Raw genomic sequence first — 20,539 nt, forward strand, 5'->3', positions numbered from 1 at the left:
GGCAGCGCTTATTCGGTGTAGTCGCCCTATATCAATAAGCGGTAACACAGTAGAAAGGAGCCACAAATGCTGCCCAAAGGGTTCAACTAGGCGTCCCCGTTCTATGTGCTTTACTCTTTGTTGCAAGGTATTTGCTTAGAATGACTAAGCTAAAGACCTTGCGCCGCGATTAAAACACATAGAACTCGAACAAAATTTAACCGCGAAAGGTCAACAGACCCTAGTAAAGATAAAAATGAAGATTGAAAGCCCGTCTCAAAGTGAGACGGGCTTTTGCTATTTGGAGAGTTATTTCTGTGCGCGCTCGTAAGATGTCAGGATTTCCTCTCGTGCCGCAGCGGCATCTGCCCAGCCATCTACTTTTACCCACTTTCCAGCTTCAAGCTCTTTGTAGCGCTCAAAGAAGTGCGTAATTTGTGCCTTTAAGAGTTCAGGAATGTCATTAACGTCCTGAATGTGGTCGTACTCTTTGGAAAGTTTGCTGTGAGGAACGGCAACTACTTTTGCATCTTCACCGGACTCGTCCGTCATTTTCAATACACCGACCGGACGGCAGCGAATAACAGAACCCGGCATAAGCGGATGCGGAGTCGGAACCAGTACATCGACCGGATCGCCGTCTAACGAAAGTGTGTGGTTTACGTAGCCGTAATTACATGGGTAAAACATGGGAGCAGACATAAAGCGGTCAACAAACACCGCGCCAGAATCCTTGTCTACTTCATATTTAATCGGGTCTGCATTTGCTGGGATTTCAATCACAACATAGATGTCATCAGGCAGAGACTTACCTGCAGGTACATTATTTAAACTCATTACTGATTTCCTTTACGAATGAATTCTACTCAATTTAGCTTAAGCGAATTTTTACCGTCCGGCTATTCAACTTTAGGCGATCTGGGTGGAGATGATATCGATGAGAAAGCAGTGAAAGAGAAAACAACAGAAGAGAAAATAGCAAAGGTCAATCAGATACCCCTGCTCAGGTTTGAGCAGGGGAAGAGGGATCAGTCTTGATTCAGTTCGAGGAATTCTTCCACTTTGCGAACCATGTTCTTAGAACCAACAAAAAACGGCACACGCTGGTGAAGTTCGGTCGGTTTTAAATCCATAATGCGATTCACACCGTCGGATGCCAGACCACCAGCCTGTTCAATCAAGAATGCCATAGGGTTGCACTCGTAAAGCAAACGAAGCTTACCATTCGGATGGCTCTGAGTACTTGGGTAGAGGTAGATACCCCCTTTAAGCAGGTTGCGGTGAAAATCTGCAACCAGAGAACCAATGTAGCGGGAGGTGTATGGGCGACCTTCCGAAGGTTCATTTTCCTGACAGTACTTGATGTATTTCTTCACTCCGGTTGGGAAGCGAATGTAGTTCCCTTCGTTGATGGAGTAAATCAGACCGTCTTCCGGGATCATCATATTTTCGTGTGAGAGACAGAATACCCCCAAAGATGGATCGTAGGTGAAGCCATGCACTCCTTTACCTGTGGTATACACCAGCATGGTCGAGGAACCATATATGATGTAACCAGCCGCGACTTGTTTGTCGCCAGGCTGCAGGAAGTCTTCTTCGGTTGGCGGTGTACCTATTGGAGACACACGCTGGTAAATAGAGAAGATGGTGCCGACGGAAACGTTTACGTCGATGTTCGAAGAACCATCCAGTGGATCCATCAAAACGACATACTTCGCGTTTTTGTTGAGTTCTTTGTTGAACGCGACGGCTTCGTCTTCTTCTTCACTGGCAACACCACAAACCTGATCGCGGGCTTCCAGTGCGGCTTTGAACTTCTCGTTGGCGTATACGTCCAGTTTCTGCTGAGCTTCACCCTGAACGTTTTCTGTGCCAACTGCTCCGGTAATATCGACCAGACCAGCTTTATTGATTTCACGGTTTACGATTTTGGCAGCAAGTTTAATTGAACCGAGAAGAGAGGAAAGATCGCCACTGGCATGAGGGAAGTCATGTTGTTTTTCAACAATGAACTCGCCTAGGGTGCGTATCTCAGACATGTTTATTCCTTAGTTTGTTTCTTGAGCAGAGTTCTGAGCTACCGACGAATCTGACTGGGGAAGGTCAGCGTTTCTTTAGGGTTCACAGTCAAGAAACAGGGTCGCGCAAGTGAGCTCAGATACAATAACATCCCAATCTAAGTTGGGTTTCCTACCCGAATTAGTAGGGGTTCGGGGATACATTTAGTATTGTATAAGTGGAATCTTTTTAATGGTAATGAAGTAACTTGCTGATACCTGACTCATTTTAGTTGGACATCACATTTTTTGTTCACATATCACTGACACAAATCAGGCACGCTAAGAAGCAAATTCACTTACTCTAACGACGTCAAAAAAGACTAGGAATCGTAATTTATGCATATTCATATTCTGGGAATCTGCGGGACTTTTATGGGTGGCGCAGCAGTTTTAGCGCGTCAGCTAGGGCATAAAGTCACGGGGTGTGACGCCAACGTTTACCCTCCGATGAGCACTTTACTAGAGTCGCAGGGCATTGAAATTATCGAAGGGTTCGACCCTTCTCAATTGGAGCCGAAGCCTGATCTGGTGGTGGTTGGCAATGCAATGAGCCGTGGGAACCCCTGCGTAGAATATGTGCTGAACAATAATCTGAGATACACATCTGGTCCTCAATGGCTGCAGGAGTTTTTACTGCACGATCGCTGGGTGCTCGCAGTATCCGGTACTCATGGCAAAACCACCACTTCCAGCATGCTGACGTGGATTTTGGAACACTGCGGCTATCAGCCCGGTTTTCTGGTGGGCGGCGTATTGGGCAATTTTGGTGTCTCTGCCCGTTTGGGTGACAGTATGTTTTTTGTCGTCGAAGCCGATGAATATGACAGCGCTTTTTTCGATAAACGTTCGAAGTTTGTCCACTATCACCCACGTACACTGGTGATGAACAATCTTGAATTCGATCATGCAGATATCTTCGATGACCTTGAAGCGATCAAGAAGCAATTCCACCATTTGGTTCGTACCGTACCGGGTAATGGACGCATTTTCTCACCCATTAACGATGACGCATTACAGGATGTGCTGGAACGTGGCTGCTGGAGTGAAAAAGAAACCAGCGGAGAAGGTGGTGACTGGAAAGCCGAGAAGGTTAAAATCGATGGTAGTGTGTTTGATGTCTACTTCCAGGGGGCACTGGTCGGCAGAGTCAGCTGGGATTTGATAGGCGATCACAATGTGGATAACGCACTGATGGCGATAGCGGCCGCAAGGCACGTGGGTGTGACACCAGATTTAGCCTGTGAAGCACTGGGGCTGTTCGTTAATACCAAGCGCCGCTTAGAGCGAAAGGGGGAAGAAAATGGCGTCACAGTTTATGATGACTTTGCTCACCACCCAACAGCCATTGAACTAACCTTAGAAGGTTTACGTAACAAAGTCGGTCAGCAGAAGATCATCGCTGTGCTCGAACCCCGTTCAAGCACCATGAAAATGGGCGTTCATAAAGAAACATTGGCAAATTCGCTTAAAAAAGCCGATTCCGTGTATCTTTTCCAGCCAGAAACCATTGAATGGTCGGTAGATGATGTTGCCAAGCAATGCTCACAGTCTGCTTATACGTCCGACAGCATTGATGATCTGGTATCCAGTGTTGTCGAAAAAGCCGAACTCGGTGATCAGATATTGGTCATGAGTAATGGGGGCTTTGGTGGGATCCATGATAAATTACTCAACGCTCTGAAATACAAGAGCGAGAAGTAATCAGAAATTCTCTAAGAAGTAAGAATGAATCAAGAAAAGAAAACCATCACTTTGGCATTTACCGGAGCATCGGGGGCACCTTATGGTCTCCGTTTGCTGGAGTGCCTGTTAGCCGCAGATTACACCGTTTATCTGCTTATCTCTTCCGCCGCGCGGGTTGTCATGGCGACAGAGCATGGTTTGAAGTTACCAGCATCGCCAGACGGTGCTAAAGAAAAGCTGGTGGAACATCTGGGTTGCGACGCGGATAAACTGGTGGTTTGTGGCAAAGAAGACTGGTTTTCTCCTGTGGCGTCAGGTTCTGCTGCGCCTAAACAGATGGTGGTGTGCCCATGCAGTGCAGGCAGTGTGGCGGCCATCGCCCACGGTATGTCTGATAACCTGATTGAGCGCGCCGCTGATGTTGTGATGAAAGAACGAGGTCAGCTGTTGTTGGTGGTACGTGAAACGCCTTTCTCTACACTCCACCTAGAAAACATGCACAAGCTTTCTCAAATGGGCGTGACCATCATGCCAGCCGCACCGGGTTTTTATCACCAGCCAAACAGCATAGAGGATCTGGTTGATTTTATGGTTGCCCGCATTCTGGATCATCTAGGTGTAGAACAAGGCTTGGTTCCTCGCTGGGGTTATGATCAACGCGGCTAGTATCCCCAAGCATCATTAGCGAATTGGATATTTAAGCCATTTGCATATGGCTAAGTGGAAATAACGCGATACAATAAACCAACTCTCATCGGGGTGCTGAATGTTTGGGCGCATAAAATGTTGTCCATCTTATGGCTGAGATAAACCTTTGGTTTGAACCCGTACACCTGAACCAGATAATACTGGCGTAGGAATTGAGCGTGGAATTTTCCTCATCTCAACCCTGTGCCGCTCAACAACGGATAGGAGCGACCAGTGAAATACGCACTGACTACCGTAGCGCTCGCTACACTTGCTGCCACGCCGGCATTCGCCGATCAAAACACACTTACAGTTTACACGTATGACTCTTTCGCGGCGGACTGGGGACCGGGCCCAACAGTAGAAAAAGCATTTGAAGCGAAATGTGGCTGTAACTTGGAATTTGTGGCACTTGACGATGGCGTGACCATTCTTAATCGTCTGCGTCTTGAAGGTAAGAACAGCAAAGCGGATATCGTTCTTGGGTTGGACAACAACCTGATGGCAGAAGCGAAACAGAGTGACTTGCTGGCAGAACATTCTGTAGATACCAGCACCGTTACCATCCCAGGTGGTTGGGATGACAGTACTTTTGTCCCTTACGATTACGGTTACTTTGCCTTTGTGTACAACAAAGAGAAGCTGGCTAACCCACCGAAAAGCCTGAAAGAGCTGGTAGAAAAGCGTGATGACCTGAAGGTTATTTATCAGGATCCGCGTACGTCAACGCCGGGTCAGGGTCTGATGCTTTGGATGAAGTCTGTATACGGTGACAAAGTAAGTGATGCGTGGAAGCAACTGGCGAAGAAAACCGTCACTGTAACCAAAGGCTGGTCAGAAGCTTACTCAATGTTCCTTGAAGGTGAATCGGACATGGTTCTGTCTTACACCACTTCACCGGCTTACCACTTGATCGCCGAGAACGATGCAAACTTCGCAGCAGCTAACTTTGCTGAAGGTCACTATGCGCAGGTTGAAGTAGCGGCAAAAGTGAAGAACAGCGCCAATCAAAAACTGGCGGATGAGTTTATGGCATTTATCCTGAGTGATGAATTCCAGTCTGCGATGCCAACAGGTAACTGGATGTACCCAGTGACGGATGTGGAACTGCCAAAAGGCTTCGAAACATTATCCCTGCCAGGCAAAGCATTGTTGTTCGAATCAGAAGAGGTGGCGCAAAACCGCAAAGCCTGGATTCGTGAATGGCAAAATGCCTTAACTTTCTAAGTTTTCAACAGACATCAAGCTAGGCAAATACCCAAGCAACCGCAAGATATTAGTTTCAGCGAGAATTGCTTGGTTTTCAGACAAGACAGCGATTTGAAGAGCTAGTGGTCCTAAATCAAAAATCGATAACGCCGTATGAGAGCCAAGCAAACTCGCCCTTGGGAGCTTATCTTCTGTTCCATTTCATCGTCAAAGAACTTGGAAAGGACTGGTCATTACGCTGCGTTCTTTTCCTTGAACTAAAACAGAAGATAGAGCTCTGAATCACACATCTTGCGGTAGCTTGGGTATAATGCATGGCTTGCTTCTATATGCTTAGGCTTTCTGCGTCGTGAACCAAAACGTACCCAAAGTAGGGATAGTTGTTGCCACCTTTATCCTGATATTTGTCATGTCAGCTTTGTGGGCGTTGCTTTCTCATTCTCCCTCACTCAATCTTTTGCAAATCTGGACCGACCCCTACTATCGTCACGTTACGGAATTCAGCTTCTATCAGGCGTTGTTGTCTACCTTACTTAGTGTTGGTCTGGCGATTCCCGTCGCACATTCTCTGTCTTACCGGCAGTTCCCGGGACGTAGTTTATTGCTGAAGCTATTTGCCAGCACACTGGTGTTGCCTGTACTGGTGGGGGTGTTTGGTCTTTTAGCTATTTATGGAAACAGCGGTTTACTGGCGGATGGGTTAAAAGCGTTAGGTGCAGAGCTGCCGTTCTCTATCTACGGCCTTAACGGCATTCTACTGGCGCATGTATTCTTTAACCTTCCCTATGCCGCAAGACTATTGCTTCAGTCTCTGGAAAGCATTCCACCTGAACAACACAAGTTGTGTGCGCATTTGGGAATGTCGCGATGGAACAAATTTCTCTGGGTAGAATGGCCTCGTCTTAAAGCCCAGCTTCCTCAAGTGAGCGGGCTGGTCTTCATGCTGTGTTTCACCAGTTTTGCCACGGTAATGGCACTGGGAGGTGGTCCTAAATCGACGACCATAGAGCTGGCGATCTATCAGGCAATAAAGTTTGATTTTGATTTACAAACGGGCGCCTTGCTTGCCATGTGGCAAATGCTACTGTGTGGTGTGCTAGCCATCAGTATTCAGAAGCTCTCTAAACCTGTGTCTGTCTCGGCTGGCAGCATGAAACCCATCTCCAAGTACACCGATTCAGTATCGGCAAAGATATGGGACGGGCTATGGATAGGCGGAGTTTTACTTTTGGTTCTACCGCCACTGGGTATGGTGGTACTCAGCGGTTTAAACAACAAGATTCTGACTACGCTGAGTGATGAACGATTCTGGAATGCGTTGTCTGCGTCTTTACAAGTGGCGGGGATCTCAAGCCTGCTCGCATTGCTTCTGGGGACAGCCATTCTTTCAACCAGCCGAATCTGGCGTTTAAAGCGGCAAGCTTTTAAGGCGGATAAAATCGAGCTGGCAGGCACCATTATTTTGGTGACCCCCGGATTGGTGATCAGTACCGGGTTATTTTTACTACTTAGGGATATCGCCGACGTATTCGCGATGGCATTCTGGATTGTGGTGGCAGTCAACTGTTTGATGGCTCTGCCATATGTCATCAAGACGCTTTCCCTGCCCATGTTTCAACTGGTTCAGCAATATCAATACCTGTCGGCATCCCTAGGGATAAAAGGCTGGAATCATCTCAGGTTAATGGAATGGCGAGCACTTCGAAAATCATTCGCATACGCCTTTTCTATTAGCTTTATGATGTCGATGGGCGATCTCAGTGCCATTGCGCTGTTTGGCAGTCAGGAATTCCGGACGCTGCCTTTGTATCTCTTCCAACTGCTAGGCAGCTATCAGATGGAGTCGGCGGCTGTGGTGTCACTTTGCCTGCTTCTGCTCAGTGTGTTGAGTTTTACCCTGATCGAACTTCTATTCAAACCGAGAAAGACCCATGACCATTCTTAAACTTCATGACGTGCGATACCGTTACAACAACGAGTCTTTTCAATTCAATTTGGAAGTGGAAGAAGGGGATATCCTTGCTTTGATGGGACCGAGTGGTGCAGGGAAATCGACACTGCTGGCGCTTGTGGCAGGCTTTATTCAGCCTCAGGGTGGAGAGATCTTAGTCTCGGGTCAGTCGGTGGTTGGGCGTGCACCTCACCAAATTCCACTTTCCATGCTGTTTCAGGAAAACAACTTATTCGCCCACCTATCTGTGCGGGAAAATATTGGTCTCGGTGTAGAGCCTGGCTTAAAACTCAGCTCCGCTGAAAAGCAAAGAGTCGAAGATGCCGCGCGTATGGTTGGGATTCATGATTATCTGGATCGATTGCCGGAGCAACTCTCTGGCGGGCAAAAGCAGCGGGTGGCTCTGGCGCGATGTTTTGTCCAGCCTCACGGTATCTGGCTGCTTGATGAGCCTTTTTCTGCTCTTGACCCTGTTATTCGAGAAGAGATGCTGGCATTGGTGCAGAGCTTGGCAAAAGAGCGGGGCATCGCCATTGTGATGGTGACACACCACATCAGCGACGCCAAAGCGATAGCCACAAAGTTTGCGTTTATGTCTCGAGGACAAGTTCAGGAAACACTGCCAGTGTCGGAGCTGGTATCGACTGGTTCAAATCAGGAATTGGCAGCGTTTGTTCGGGCAGGTGAATAACTTAGTACGCCAGATGATGGTTATACATGTCGATAAAGGTTTCGGCATTTCGGAACAGAGTGGCAATCTCAATGATTATGCTCTTGTCTTTTGCCTGAGATGAGAGTGCGCCGTAAGCCACATAGTAATTCACTTCATCAACTCGATTGACGCCAATATTAGTTAGTGGGATCAGCTTGTGAGTCTGTAAGATCTCTCGGTTTAAGGCATCCACATCGTGGACGTTTTGTTCGGGGAATAAAATACTTTCTACTACGATTTGTTGCTCTGATACTGTTAAATATGCAATCAGGCTATCTTCACTATTGTTGATGATGAGTGTGCCTGAATCTACCGAATCGACTTCCCAACCTCGTCGTGAGTCGATTAATACCTGTAGATCCTTTAACGTCCATGACACAATTTAATTCCTTTTAAATCAGTAAGTAAGGGCAGTGAGTATAGTGATTAAAATCGATTGGGCAACACGTTGTTTCTTCGCTTTTTAATCGTTGGAAGGCGTTATTGTGGTAAATGTATCAATATATCTTGTTGTAATTTAATCACTATATTTGCATAAACGTTAGAAATTGTGATTTTAGCCTAAGCGCACTTTTTTATGACAAGAGAAATATTTGGGATAAACATCACCTTTGATGTGATTTTAGATTGATCTTGTGAAGGGAATATAAACTTTTCTATTATTTATCTAATCAATAATTCCTTATTTTAAATTAAAAAAACCTCAAAACTACCTTCATAGATACCATCATTATTTCTGATTACGAATGTTTAAAATTAATTTATTTTGAATAACAAAATAAATTAATAAGGAAATTCTATCGCTTTTATTTATTAAACTGAGAGTACCGTTCACGCAAAATGCAACCGGTTGCGCTTTTTTGTTTAAGCTCTATTTGATAGAGTTTTTGTAGTTCATTATTTGATCAACTGGAGTGGGTTATGAAAAGGATATTGCTTTGCTGCAGCGCAGGTATGTCAACCAGTATGCTGGTGAAAAAAATGCAAGAAGCAGCGGATAAACAAGGGCTTGAGTGCAAAATAGATGCGCTGTCTGTGAGCGCGTTTGAAGACGCAGTTTCTAACTATGATGTCTGTTTACTCGGACCACAGGTTCGCTTTCAACTAGAAGAAATGAAGAAAGTGACCGATCGCATTGGAATCAATATTGCGGCGATACCTCCGCAAACATATGGAATGATGAAAGGCGATGCCGTGCTAAAACAAGCGCTGGAATTAATTAAGTAAATAAAATAGTTAAATATTAATAAAGAACTCCTGATTAATTTTAATTAATTGGGCAGGGGTTCTTATACCTAAAATAAAGGTCTAATCATGAAAATATATGATGCGATGATGCGAGTCGTAGAGCAACATATTGCTCCTTTAGCGGCGAAAGTCGGGGCTCAGAGACATGTTCGGGCAATGCGTGACGGCTTTATCGTGGCGATGCCATTTATTATTGTCGGCAGTTTTGTTTTGATATTTGCGTTTCCACCTTTCGATCAGGATACCACTAATGCGTTTGGTCGAGCGTGGATAGATTTCGCCACAACCCATTTCGATACCATTATGATGCCGCACTTTATGTCGATGGCATTAATGGGGCTTTTTGTCTCTATGGGCGTAGCCTATAGCCTAGCGAAATCGTACGGCATGGATGGTATTACCAGTGCAGCACTGGCACTCATGTCATTTCTGCTCGTTGCGTCTCCCGCCAGCGAAGGGGCTCTGTCGATGCAGTTCTTAGGGGGAACAGGGGTCTTTACTGCGGTGCTCTCTGGTTTCTTTGCGGTTGAGCTCTACCGAGTCATGAAGAAATACAACATCACAATCCGAATGCCTGAACAGGTTCCTCCTGCAATCCAGCGTTCTTTTGAAGTGCTTTTGCCTGTGGTTGCAGTTTTCATCACCTTGTATCCACTGAGTATCTGGCTTCAGACCCAACATGACATGCTGATACCACAAGCCATCATGGAGGCATTCAAACCTCTGGTCAGTGCATCTAATACTCTGCCCGCCATCATTGGTGCCTTGCTTCTTTGTCAGTTGCTCTGGTTTGCCGGAATTCACGGTGCAGCCATTGTGGTTGGCTTGTTAGGTCCTATTTTCTTAACCAACCTTACCGTCAATATTGAAGCGTTTGTTGCGGGTGAAGAAGTACCAAATATCTTTACGCAGCCGTTCTGGGATTTCTACATCTTCATTGGCGGGTCCGGAGCCACTCTTGCTCTGGTGGCGTTAATGTCTTTCAGCCGCTCGGCACACCTGAAAAGTTTAGGGCGCATGAGTGCGGTCCCTGGTTTCTTCCAAATCAATGAGCCAGTGATTTTCGGAAGCCCGATCGTCATGAACCCAACTCTGTTTTTGCCGTTCGTCTTCGTTCCTATCATCAATGCAACAGTGGCGTACTTTGCCGTTCACACCGGATTCGTGGGAATGGGGATCGCGACCATGCCGTGGACGACGCCTGCCATCATCGGGGCATCGTGGGGGGCAGGCTGGACACTGTCGCCAGTGCTGTTGGTTGTCTTGCTGTTTGTGATGGATCTATTCCTTTATTACCCATTCTTCAAAATCTTTGAGCGCGAGCTGCTCGCCGAAGAAAAACAATCGGAAGAAAGTGAACAGCAAACGTCACCTGCCACTGGTGAAGGCGTGACGGCATAAAACTCAATATTTTATCGCCCAGCTGCGTTGGCTGGGCTTGCTCAAGAATTGGAGAGAACCATGGAACAAGAAACGGTAGTGATGGACATCATCTGCAATGCCGGTGAAGCCAGAAGTTTGTGTTTTGAAGCGTTAGCGCTAGCCAGAAAGAGTGAGTTTGATAACGCTCAGGCATCTCTTAAACAAGCCAAAGAATGTTTGAATCGAGCACACCTGACTCAGACTCAGTTAATCGAAGCTGATCAAGGAGAAGGAAAGGTCCCGATGACCTTAGTCATGGTTCACGCACAGGACCATTTGATGACGACCATTCTTGCTCACGAGTTAGCAACTGAAATGGTGGAACTGCACCAGAAACTGGCAGAGAAGTAGGAGAAAAACGATGCAAAAGAAATCACTTAAACTCGCCATCATTGGTGGAGGAAGCAGTTACACCCCCGAGCTGGTTGAAGGCGTGTTGAAAAGGCTCGACAAACTGCCCGTTCGAGAAATGCATTTTGTGGATGTAGCGGAAGGGGAAGAAAAACTGGAAATCATCGCGGCACTTGCGAAGCGGATGGTGGAAAAAGTGGGAGCGGATATCGAAATCAAAGCCTCTCTTGATCGCCGAAGCGCCATTAAGGATGCCGACTTCATCATGACTCAGTTTCGGGTGGGAGGATTAAAAGCACGTGCAAACGATGAGCGTATCCCAATTAAATACAACGTTATTGGTCAGGAAACCACTGGACCAGGCGGGTTTGCCAAAGCGCTGCGCACCATCCCCGTCATATTAGACATTTGTAAAGACATTGAAGAGCTTGCCCCTAACGCATGGATGCTGAATTTCACCAACCCGGCTGGGCTTGTGACTGAGGCTGTTCATCGCCACACCAAAGTAAAAAGTATGGGGCTGTGTAATGTACCGGTTTCCATGACCATGATGGTGGCGGAAATGATGGATTGCGAACCTCATGAACTGCAACTGGATTTTGCTGGACTGAATCATCTGGTGTGGGTGCATCAGGTATGGCTGCATGGTGAAGACATCACGGAGACGGTTCTCGAAAAAGTAGGTGATGGTGCGAATTTCAGCATGAAGAATATATTCGAAGAACCCTGGGACCCTGATTTCCTCCATGCACTTGGAGTCATTCCGTGCCCGTATCACCGTTACTTTTACCAAACAGAAGCCATGCTGGCAGAAGAAAAGCAATCTGCAGAAGAAGTGGGGACTCGTGCAGAGCAGGTGATGCAGACCGAAAAAGAACTGTTTGAGTTGTACCGGGATGTCAATCTTGATCATAAGCCAGAGCAGCTTGAGCAACGTGGTGGCGCATACTATTCCGATGCTTCACTCAACCTGGTTGATGCGATTCACAACAACTTGAACGCTGTCCATGTGGTGAACGTCCGTAACAACGGCGCGATTCATACTTTACCTGATGACGCTGTTATTGAATGCAGCTCAGTTGTCGGAAGCTTTGGTGCAAAACCTCTTGCTGTCGGGGCATTCCCAGCGGAAATACGAGGCTTAATTCATCAGGTTAAAGCCTATGAAGAACTGGCGGTTGAAGCTGCGGTAACAGGCAGCTATGAGAAAAGCCTGATGGCGCTGGCCAACAACCCGCTCGTACCCGATATCGCTGTCGCAAAAGCAATCTTGGATGAGATTTTAGAATCCAATAAACCTTACCTGCCTCAATTTGGCTAACAGACATTGGCGGTATGATGGCAAAAAAGGAGGTCCTATGAAGGTGATTTTTAATGCAGACGATTTTGGTCTGACGCACGGTGTAAACCAAGGTATCAAAGAAGCTCATACCCAAGGTGTGGTGAATTCCACCACGCTCATGGTTGGGATGGACGCAGACAAAGAAGCCGTCGAGATGGCAAAGCAATTGCCAGATCTTAAAGTTGGCATTCATCTGCGCTTCACGGCAGGTAAACCGCTGACTGGCTCCCCAAATCTTCAGGGCGATGATGGTTTGTTTCCTAAACAACCTGACTTTTGGCCGCGCCGAGACTTTGATGCCGAAGCGATTGAAAAAGAGGTCAGAGCGCAACTTGAGTATTTTGACCAATTGGGTCTCGATCTGAGCCATATTGATAGCCACCATCACGCTCATGGGCACCCGCAAATTTTGCCGATTGTTGAAAACATTGCGAAGGAAAGAGGCGTACCATTGCGAGCGCAAACTGTTGAAAGCTGCCGTTATCAATTTACCGAAAAGTTCTTTGATAAAACGGTTGAGTTAGATGCGTTACTGACTTTGGTGAGCTCTTACCAAGACCGTTGTGATGTGCTTGAGGTGATGTGTCATCCGGCTCATGTCGACGAACACCTGAAACAAATATCGAGCTACGCTCTTCAACGAGAGAAAGAGCTGAGTGTTCTTACGGACTCTCGTTTGAAGGCGTCACTCAAAGATATGGGCATTCAGGTTTCGGATTACTCAGCGGTACTCTGATCGCATAAACAGAAAGCAGCTGCCTCGCTGGAACCCCCTAAACCTTAATTCCAGCGGTGAAATCTGGCAGCTCGCTTTTTTCTCGGTTACATTGAGCCCAGACAGACAATAAGGAACACTGGCAGCATGGCAAGAATTAAAGACGTCGCAGAACTGGCTGGCGTCAACCGTTCGACCGTTTCTCGTATCATCAATGGAGAAGGGAAGTTTCGGGAAGAAACCAAAAGAAAAGTAGAACAAGCCATGGCAGAGCTAAACTATCGCCCGAGTGCGATTGCGCGCTCTTTAGCAACCGCCTCATCGAATATGACGGGGTTGCTCGTGACCTTCTATACTGGTGGTTTCTTCGGTGAAATGATGAATCAGGTTCAAAATGAGCTGGATAAACACAAGAAGTTCCTGATCACTGCGCAGGGTCATCATAGTGCTGAAGGTGAACGTGAAGCGATCCAGCGATTTCATGATCTTCGCTGCGAAGGGTACGTGCTCCACTGCCGCTATATGAGTGATGAAGAACTACGCACGTTAGCAGAACAACCGACGCCATTTGTGTTGTTAGACCGTTTTGTAGAAGGTTTAGAAGATCGCTGCATTACGTTTGATCACACTGAAGCTGCGCGTGTTGCTACGTCATATTTAATCCAGCAGGGTCATCAACACCTCGGTTGCATCTCGGGCCCTAGCAGCCGATTCAGTGGTCAGCGACGTCTGGCTGGTTTTGTTGCCGCTGTTGAGGAACATAATCTGGAGCTAAATTCTGAACAGATTATTGAAGGGGATTACGGACGGCAAAGTGGTTACTTTGCAGCAAAATCCTTAATGGAAAACAACCCTCAGATTACCGCTATCTTTTCTGCCAGTGAAGAAATGACCAGTGGTGCCATGCAGTACTTTTACGAGAAGAATATCAGGGTGCCTGAAGATGTTTCTGTTGTCAGCTTTGATAGTGTAGAAGTGTGTGAAAGCTTTTATCCTGCCGTTTCTTCTGTCCAGTTTCCTATCAGCAAAATGGCGAGAGCCGCTGTAGAAGTGTTAACGGCTAAAATCGAGAATAAAGAAAGTGATGTGTCCCACGAGTTTGCACCTGAAGTTAAAATCAGAAAAAGCGTGCGAGCCCTTTGTTAATGAGGGAATACGTTACCTAGCAAAGGTTTAGTCACACCATGGAAGGCAGAGCTCGCCTGTAACTTTGAATTCTTGGCCTATAGTTAAAACTGCACGTTCATTAATTTGGGGAGAATTCAATGGATCAGGCAAGTTTACTATCAAGAATAAATGAATTACCTAAAATTCGAAAAGTCTTGCAGGAGCTCGTTGAAATGGTCAACCGGGATGAGGTTGATCTTATGCAGCTTTCGCAAAAAATCGCTATGGAGCAAGTGGTATCCGCCCGTATTCTCCGACTCGCTAACTCCGCTCACTTTGGGCGCAGCCGAACAGTAGCTTCTATTGATGAAGCCGTTATCCGCTTAGGTACCGAACCCATCAGAACCTTAGTGGTGGTATCAGTATTGACCAGTGCCTTCCCTAAATTTGAAACCATGGATGTGACTGAATACTGGAACGACACTTTTGAAGTGGCCACTATTGCCAGCAACATTGCGAAAGAAGTGGGGCTGGAACCAAACCAAGTGTTTACCGCTGGTATTCTTCATAACATCGGTGAATTGATGATTCATGCGTTGGCTCCAGAAGAAGCTAAGTCTATTCAAGAAAGAATCGATGCTGGCGAAGCCGCAGAAGATGTTCAGCGCGAAGTGCTAGGCACAACAGCCTCTGAGCTTGGAGCGAAACTCGCAACAGCCTGGAAATTTGCGCCTCAGCTCGTCGATTCAATCGCTCATTGTCTAGACCCTAACAACGCCGAAGAAGAGCCAAAAATTGCCTGGTCTTTACACTTGGCAAGGCAGATCAATATCGATTGGGATGATATTGAAGAGGAAGATCAAAGGCTCGAATATATTGAGTCAAACCATGACGCGAAAGTACTTGGTCTGTCGACGGCATTTTTACCGACATTGGAAAATGTCAGAGGACAAGGTCGAGACCTCGCAGCTCAAATGGTGTAACGAAATGTATTAAAGGGGTTTGGCTACTCCTTTTTTTCTTTATAATGTCAGTGCTCAATAAATCACAATTTATACATTTTCAGGTGGTTTATTGAGCACTGAGTGGTTGTTAACATACTGAAAATCAATCGTATTGTTACCTAAGTCAAACTTTGCATATTCGCTTTGTAATCCATTTTGTGATTGCAGGTGAATCGCGGTTAGATTGACACTCCCGCTCAAAGTTAAGCGTTAAAAACGTAACTTAGGACAATATTCGATTCAGTGTGACCAGTATTAAAATAACGGTCGATCGCATTCAACCGGGGTTGCATATCCGGTTACCAGTCAGCTGGAAAGATCACCCGTTTCTTCTCAATAGCTTTAAGATCAAATCCCAGGACCAAGTTGATATCATTCGTCACTTGGGGATTAAACACGTCTATATAAATCCACTTCAAAGTGATGCCCAGCCACTTCCAGCTAACGAAGCAATGGAAAATGTGGAGCAAGAGACAGCGCTTGAGCTTGCCAAGAAAAAAATGTGGCAGGAAAAGCAAACCCGCATAGAAAAACTCAACGCATATCGCCGACGTGTGAATAAATGCGAAAAAGAGTTTGAGCGTTCTTTGTCTCAATTGCGTTCAGTCATGAGCAAGATCCGCAGCCGACCGCTTGATGCGGTAAAAGAGGCAACGGTCATGGTGGATGAAGTTGTCGATAAGCTTTTAGCAGACAACAATGTGACACTTCATCTAATGAATGGAAAAAGTAAATTCCAGGACATTTACTTCCATTCGCTGAATGTAGCGGTGATCGCTATGATGATCGCCAAAAGCAAAGGGATGAAGGCGGAAGCGATTAAAGAGATCGCTTTCGGTGCACTTTTTCACGATATGGGGAAAGTTCGTGTACCAGCAGCCATCGTCAATAAGAAGTCACCGCTGACGGCACCGGAAGAGAATTACCTCAAGTTACACACCAAATATGGCTTGGAGCTGACAGAGAAAATTGAAGATTTCCCTTCCAGTGCCAAGCGCATTATTTGTCAGCATCACGAATACCTTGATGGCAGTGGTTACCCAGACGGTCTGAAAGGGGAACAGATAGACCCTTACGCTCAAATCGTTGCGTTAGCCAATGCCTATGATAACTTGTGCCACCCAAGGATAGAGTCAGAGCAAAAGATCCCATTCAGCGCGCTCTCTCATCTATATAAGAAGTGCAAGCATCTATATAACAATGAAAACCTGAACATTCTCATCAAATTTATGGGAGTGTACCCACCAGGTACCGTCGTCCAGTTGTCTAATGAAATGGTCGGGATGGTCATTTCTGTCAATGCGCAGAATATCCTTTACCCGAACGTATTACTTTACGATTCAAATGTGCCACGTAACCAGGCACCCATTCTTGATCTTGCGGATAGTGAACTCAAAATCGTGTCGGCCATTTTGCCGAACAAGCTACCGGAAAAAGTGAGGGAATACTTAAATCCAAGGACTCGGATATCTTACTACTTTGAGAACGACGCCTAACGCATTCTCAAAAGTGACGATTTATGGAGAGAATTTCGTCGCTGTTTTGCCATGTGTTTGATTTGACGCTTAGGTTTCATCTCAAGCACTTGGCAAACCCTAGATGCTCTGATTTTATATCTTTCTTAGATAGATGCTTGGATTCATAGCAACGAGTCGTTGTGGGATTCTATGTACATTGGAGTGTTACTATGCAGTCAACTACACAAACAGCAAAGCCGGAATACCTGCTGATGGCATTACGGCAAACAATAAAAGACGAAGGCATTACCTATAATACTCTGGCGCAGCAATTAGGTGTGCCGTTATCATCATTAAAAAGACACCTTCACAACACCTCTATTCCATTGGAAAAGCTTCTTACCTATTGTGTAGGGGCTGGTATCAATTTGTCAGAGTTACATCAGGTTGCTCTGAAGCTACAGTTCAAAAACGAAAACTTCTTTAATGAAATTCAAGACGACGTGTTCTTCGAGTTTCCTCAGCTCTACGATTTCTATCGCGAATTGCGTCATCGTGAAAACGACCTTCATTTAATGCAGGAGGAATACGGGCTCGACGATGCGGCTACTTATCTCTATTTACGTGCGCTGGAAATCTTAGGGCTTATTCAGTTGGGTGAAAGCAACCGCTTCTCTTTTATTGGTCCTTATCACTACCAAATGTCGAGCTCATCCAAACTCGGACAGCAGTATTTAAAAAGCTTAACCGAACAGCTATTGAAAGCGAAAGACTCAGCCAAAGTCATCTGTGGGCGAATGTATCTTTCCGAAGAGCAATTGGAAGCCATCGAAACCAAGCTCAACGAAGAGATACTAAGAACGCATAATGAGAATATGGAACAGGGTCGAACCGAACCTGATCATCTACGCAATTTGATGTTCTTCGAAACCAAGTATAAGAAGGTACTGTTCTCTGCTGGTATAAGCCCACTACCTAATGATGTCCTTAATAGAGTGAAGAACATGATAAGCGAAGACGGAAATGTCTAACTTATCCACAGTAAAATGTGAATAATATGTGTGATTTAAGGGGGTAAATTTTATTTAGAATAAAATTTGCTCGCTTAGCCTTTCTTTTTAATAAAAATGCCATTTCGGTGTTGCCAACTCTGAATTACTCCCTATAATGCCGCCTCACTGACACGGCAGACGCCACAAGGCTTCAGCGAATATGTCAGTCAGGCTTCTGGCTCAAAAATAGATAATTTGTTTCTTCTTTGAAAAAAGAAAAATAAAAAACGAAAAAGTGTTTGACACTAATAATTATCTCGCTAGAATGACCGCCTCTTCACAAGGAAGCTTAAATCCTTAAGAAGAAAGCTCTTTAACAATATAGACCTATCAATCTGTGTGGGCACTCGTTGATGATAATCCAAATAGATACTTCGGTATCAATTTAGGTTTCAATGAACTGAGTGACCAATCGGTAGCAATACCGGCACAGTCAATTCAACATTACTATGTAATGTAATCAGTATTCATTGAGCCGACCAAAATCTTAAATTGAAGAGTTTGATCATGGCTCAGATTGAACGCTGGCGGCAGGCCTAACACATGCAAGTCGAGCGGAAACGAGTTGTCTGACCCTTCGGGGAACGACAACGGCGTCGAGCGGCGGACGGGTGAGTAATGCCTGGGAAATTGCCCTGATGTGGGGGATAACCATTGGAAACGATGGCTAATACCGCATAATAGCTTCGGCTCAAAGAGGGGGACCTTCGGCCTCTCGCGTCAGGATATGCCCAGGTGGGATTAGCTAGTTGGTGAGGTAAAGGCTCACCAAGGCGACGATCCCTAGCTGGTCTGAGAGGATGATCAGCCACACTGGAACTGAGACACGGTCCAGACTCCTACGGGAGGCAGCAGTGGGGAATATTGCACAATGGGCGCAAGCCTGATGCAGCCATGCCGCGTGTGTGAAGAAGGCCTTCGGGTTGTAAAGCACTTTCAGCAGTGAGGAAGGGTGTGCATTTAATAGATGCGCATTTTGACGTTAGCTGCAGAAGAAGCACCGGCTAACTCCGTGCCAGCAGCCGCGGTAATACGGAGGGTGCGAGCGTTAATCGGAATTACTGGGCGTAAAGCGCATGCAGGTGGTTTGTTAAGTCAGATGTGAAAGCCCGGGGCTCAACCTCGGAACTGCATTTGAAACTGGCAGGCTAGAGTACTGTAGAGGGGTAGAATTTCAGGTGTAGCGGTGAAATGCGTAGAGATCTGAAGGAATACCGGTGGCGAAGGCGGTACCCCTGGACAGATACTGACACTCAGATGCGAAAGCGTGGGGAGCAAACAGGATTAGATACCCTGGTAGTCCACGCCGTAAACGATGTCTACTTGGAGGTTGTGTACTTGAGCCGTGGCTTTCGGAGCTAACGCGTTAAGTAGACCGCCTGGGGAGTACGGTCGCAAGATTAAAACTCAAATGAATTGACGGGCCGCACAAGCGGTGGAGCATGTGGTTTAATTCGATGCAACGCGAAGAACCTTACCTACTCTTGACATCCATAGAACTTAGCAGAGATGCTTTGGTGCCTTCGGGAACTATGAGACAGGTGCTGCATGGCTGTCGTCAGCTCGTGTTGTGAAATGTTGGGTTAAGTCCCGCAACGAGCGCAACCCTTATCCTTGTTTGCCAGCACTTCGGGTGGGAACTCCAGGGAGACTGCCGGTGATAAACCGGAGGAAGGTGGGGACGACGTCAAGTCATCATATACTTACGAGTAGGGCTACACACGTGCTACAATGGCGCATACAGAGGGGCCAACTTGCGAGAGTGAGCGAATCCCAAAAAGTGCGTCGTAGTCCGGATTGGAGTCTGCAACTCGACTCCATGAAGTCGGAATCGCTAGTAATCGTGGATCAGAATGCCACGGTGAATACGTTCCCGGCCTTGTACACACCGCCCGTCACACCATGGGAGTGGGCTGCAAAAGAAGCAGGTAGTTTAACCTTCGGGAGGACGCTTGCCACTTTGTGGTTCATGACTGGGGTGAAGTCGTAACAAGGTAGCCCTAGGGGAACCTGGGGCTGGATCACCTCCTTATACGATGATTATTGCGATGAGTGTTCACACAGATTGATACGGTTTATAACGTTAAGAGCAATGTTGGGTCTGTAGCTCAGCTGGTTAGAGCGCTCGCCTGATAAGCGGGAGGTCGGTGGTTCAAGTCCACTCAGACCCACCACTATCTTCCCAAAGATAGCGGGTCAGACATTGAATCTTTATGGGGCTATAGCTCAGCTGGGAGAGCGCCTGCCTTGCACGCAGGAGGTCAGCAGTTCGATCCTGCTTAGCTCCACCATCTTTAAGCGTTTTCGCTGAGAATGTTTAAAAATGGTTCTTAACGAATCATGCTCTTTAACAATTTGGAAAGCTGACGAATAACAACAATCCCCTTATCTACGGATAAGCGTTGTTATTCAATTAAAAGTTCTCAAATCCTAAAACTGTGTTTTAGGTACCAACACACATTCAAGTGTTCTTGGAAACATCCTTGCGATGTTTATATTTGAGTCCGGCAAAATCGAATGTCTCTCGCTCATTCAATAATGAGAGACACAAACCTTGGTT

17 protein-coding genes, 2 tRNA genes, 1 rRNA gene and 1 riboswitch are annotated in these 20,539 nt (G+C 46.3%); of the genes, 17 read left to right on the forward strand and 3 right to left on the reverse strand.

The annotated features are described in order from the left end of the window. Nucleotides 1-288: 288 nt before the first annotated feature. Both ppa and fbp read right to left on the reverse strand, forming a co-directional pair. On the reverse strand, nt 289-816 hold the full coding sequence (ppa, locus tag QMG91_RS02255; RefSeq protein WP_004405515.1) for an inorganic diphosphatase: 528 nt from the start codon (nt 814-816) through the stop codon (nt 289-291). A 191-nt stretch (nt 817-1,007) separates the two neighbouring features. Then, the gene (gene fbp, locus QMG91_RS02260) at nt 1,008-2,018 is read right to left on the reverse strand and encodes a class 1 fructose-bisphosphatase (protein WP_004405516.1); all 1,011 of its coding nucleotides are present in this window, start codon (nt 2,016-2,018) and stop codon (nt 1,008-1,010) included. A 357-nt stretch (nt 2,019-2,375) separates the two neighbouring features. Between fbp and mpl the strand changes: the two genes are divergently transcribed. From mpl to thiQ, 5 genes are all read left to right on the forward strand, one after another. Next, entirely contained in the window at nt 2,376-3,740 is a 1,365-nt protein-coding gene (gene mpl, locus QMG91_RS02265) for a UDP-N-acetylmuramate:L-alanyl-gamma-D-glutamyl-meso-diaminopimelate ligase (protein ID WP_281828640.1), read from the forward strand. A gap of 24 nt (nt 3,741-3,764) precedes the next feature. Then, on the forward strand, nt 3,765-4,388 hold the full coding sequence (locus tag QMG91_RS02270; protein ID WP_022591491.1) for a flavin prenyltransferase UbiX: 624 nt from the start codon (nt 3,765-3,767) through the stop codon (nt 4,386-4,388). 79 nt (nt 4,389-4,467) lie between these two features. After that, nucleotides 4,468-4,599: riboswitch (TPP riboswitch) on the forward strand. Between the two features lie 44 nt (nt 4,600-4,643). Beyond that, nucleotides 4,644-5,636 carry a thiamine ABC transporter substrate binding subunit gene (thiB, locus tag QMG91_RS02275; RefSeq protein ID WP_004405521.1) on the forward strand — a complete coding sequence of 331 codons (993 nt, stop codon included), beginning with the start codon at nt 4,644-4,646 and terminating at the stop codon, nt 5,634-5,636. Nucleotides 5,637-5,967: 331 nt separating this feature from the next. Next, nucleotides 5,968-7,563, forward strand: a complete 1,596-nt coding sequence (thiP, locus tag QMG91_RS02280) for a thiamine/thiamine pyrophosphate ABC transporter permease ThiP (protein WP_281828641.1) — start codon at nt 5,968-5,970, stop codon at nt 7,561-7,563. Next, a complete protein-coding gene (gene thiQ / locus QMG91_RS02285; RefSeq protein WP_281830428.1) occupies nt 7,556-8,260 on the forward strand; it encodes a thiamine ABC transporter ATP-binding protein in 705 nt (234 codons plus the stop codon). The genes thiP and thiQ overlap by 8 nt, the downstream gene beginning before the upstream one ends. A 1-nt stretch (nt 8,261) precedes the next feature. Here thiQ and QMG91_RS02290 read toward each other — a convergent pair whose 3' ends face one another. Next, nucleotides 8,262-8,660: a DUF2170 family protein gene (locus QMG91_RS02290; protein ID WP_281828642.1), complete on the reverse strand. Its 399-nt coding sequence runs from the start codon at nt 8,658-8,660 to the stop codon at nt 8,262-8,264. A 542-nt stretch (nt 8,661-9,202) separates the two neighbouring features. Here QMG91_RS02290 and QMG91_RS02295 point away from each other — a divergent pair. The 12 genes from QMG91_RS02295 to QMG91_RS02350 all read left to right on the forward strand — a co-directional run bounded on the left by QMG91_RS02295 (nt 9,203) and on the right by QMG91_RS02350 (nt 20,270). Next, on the forward strand, nt 9,203-9,508 hold the full coding sequence (locus QMG91_RS02295; protein WP_004405541.1) for a PTS sugar transporter subunit IIB: 306 nt from the start codon (nt 9,203-9,205) through the stop codon (nt 9,506-9,508). 87 nt (nt 9,509-9,595) lie between these two features. Beyond that, nucleotides 9,596-10,930, forward strand: coding sequence for a PTS sugar transporter subunit IIC (locus QMG91_RS02300; RefSeq protein ID WP_022551643.1), 1,335 nt, complete (start codon nt 9,596-9,598; stop codon nt 10,928-10,930). 60 nt (nt 10,931-10,990) lie between these two features. Then, the gene (locus tag QMG91_RS02305) at nt 10,991-11,302 is read left to right on the forward strand and encodes a PTS lactose/cellobiose transporter subunit IIA (RefSeq protein WP_022602771.1); all 312 of its coding nucleotides are present in this window, start codon (nt 10,991-10,993) and stop codon (nt 11,300-11,302) included. A gap of 10 nt (nt 11,303-11,312) precedes the next feature. Then, complete coding sequence (locus QMG91_RS02310) at nt 11,313-12,623, forward strand: 6-phospho-beta-glucosidase (RefSeq protein ID WP_281828643.1); 1,311 nt, start codon at nt 11,313-11,315, stop codon at nt 12,621-12,623. A gap of 37 nt (nt 12,624-12,660) precedes the next feature. Continuing rightward, nucleotides 12,661-13,380 (forward strand): chitin disaccharide deacetylase, encoded by a 720-nt coding sequence (gene chbG, locus QMG91_RS02315; RefSeq protein ID WP_281828644.1) that lies wholly within the window; start codon nt 12,661-12,663, stop codon nt 13,378-13,380. Nucleotides 13,381-13,506: 126 nt separating this feature from the next. Continuing rightward, nucleotides 13,507-14,505 carry a LacI family DNA-binding transcriptional regulator gene (locus QMG91_RS02320; RefSeq protein ID WP_022610312.1) on the forward strand — a complete coding sequence of 333 codons (999 nt, stop codon included), beginning with the start codon at nt 13,507-13,509 and terminating at the stop codon, nt 14,503-14,505. A 119-nt stretch (nt 14,506-14,624) separates the two neighbouring features. Continuing rightward, a complete protein-coding gene (locus tag QMG91_RS02325; protein ID WP_281828645.1) occupies nt 14,625-15,449 on the forward strand; it encodes an HDOD domain-containing protein in 825 nt (274 codons plus the stop codon). Nucleotides 15,450-15,715: 266 nt separating this feature from the next. Beyond that, nucleotides 15,716-16,966 carry an HD-GYP domain-containing protein gene (locus QMG91_RS02330; RefSeq protein WP_022596906.1) on the forward strand — a complete coding sequence of 417 codons (1,251 nt, stop codon included), beginning with the start codon at nt 15,716-15,718 and terminating at the stop codon, nt 16,964-16,966. A gap of 191 nt (nt 16,967-17,157) precedes the next feature. After that, the gene (locus tag QMG91_RS02335) at nt 17,158-17,958 is read left to right on the forward strand and encodes a helix-turn-helix domain-containing protein (RefSeq protein ID WP_200766613.1); all 801 of its coding nucleotides are present in this window, start codon (nt 17,158-17,160) and stop codon (nt 17,956-17,958) included. Nucleotides 17,959-18,468: 510 nt separating this feature from the next. Next, nucleotides 18,469-20,011: ribosomal RNA gene (locus QMG91_RS02340) — 16S ribosomal RNA — on the forward strand. A 65-nt stretch (nt 20,012-20,076) separates the two neighbouring features. Beyond that, nucleotides 20,077-20,153 (forward strand) — tRNA-Ile (locus QMG91_RS02345). 41 nt (nt 20,154-20,194) lie between these two features. Next, nucleotides 20,195-20,270: transfer RNA gene (locus QMG91_RS02350), tRNA-Ala, on the forward strand. Nucleotides 20,271-20,539: the final 269 nt, after the last annotated feature.

Origin of the sequence: Vibrio nigripulchritudo (assembly GCF_027924785.1) — a bacterium.
Taxonomy (GTDB): Bacteria; Pseudomonadota; Gammaproteobacteria; order Enterobacterales; family Vibrionaceae; genus Vibrio; species Vibrio nigripulchritudo.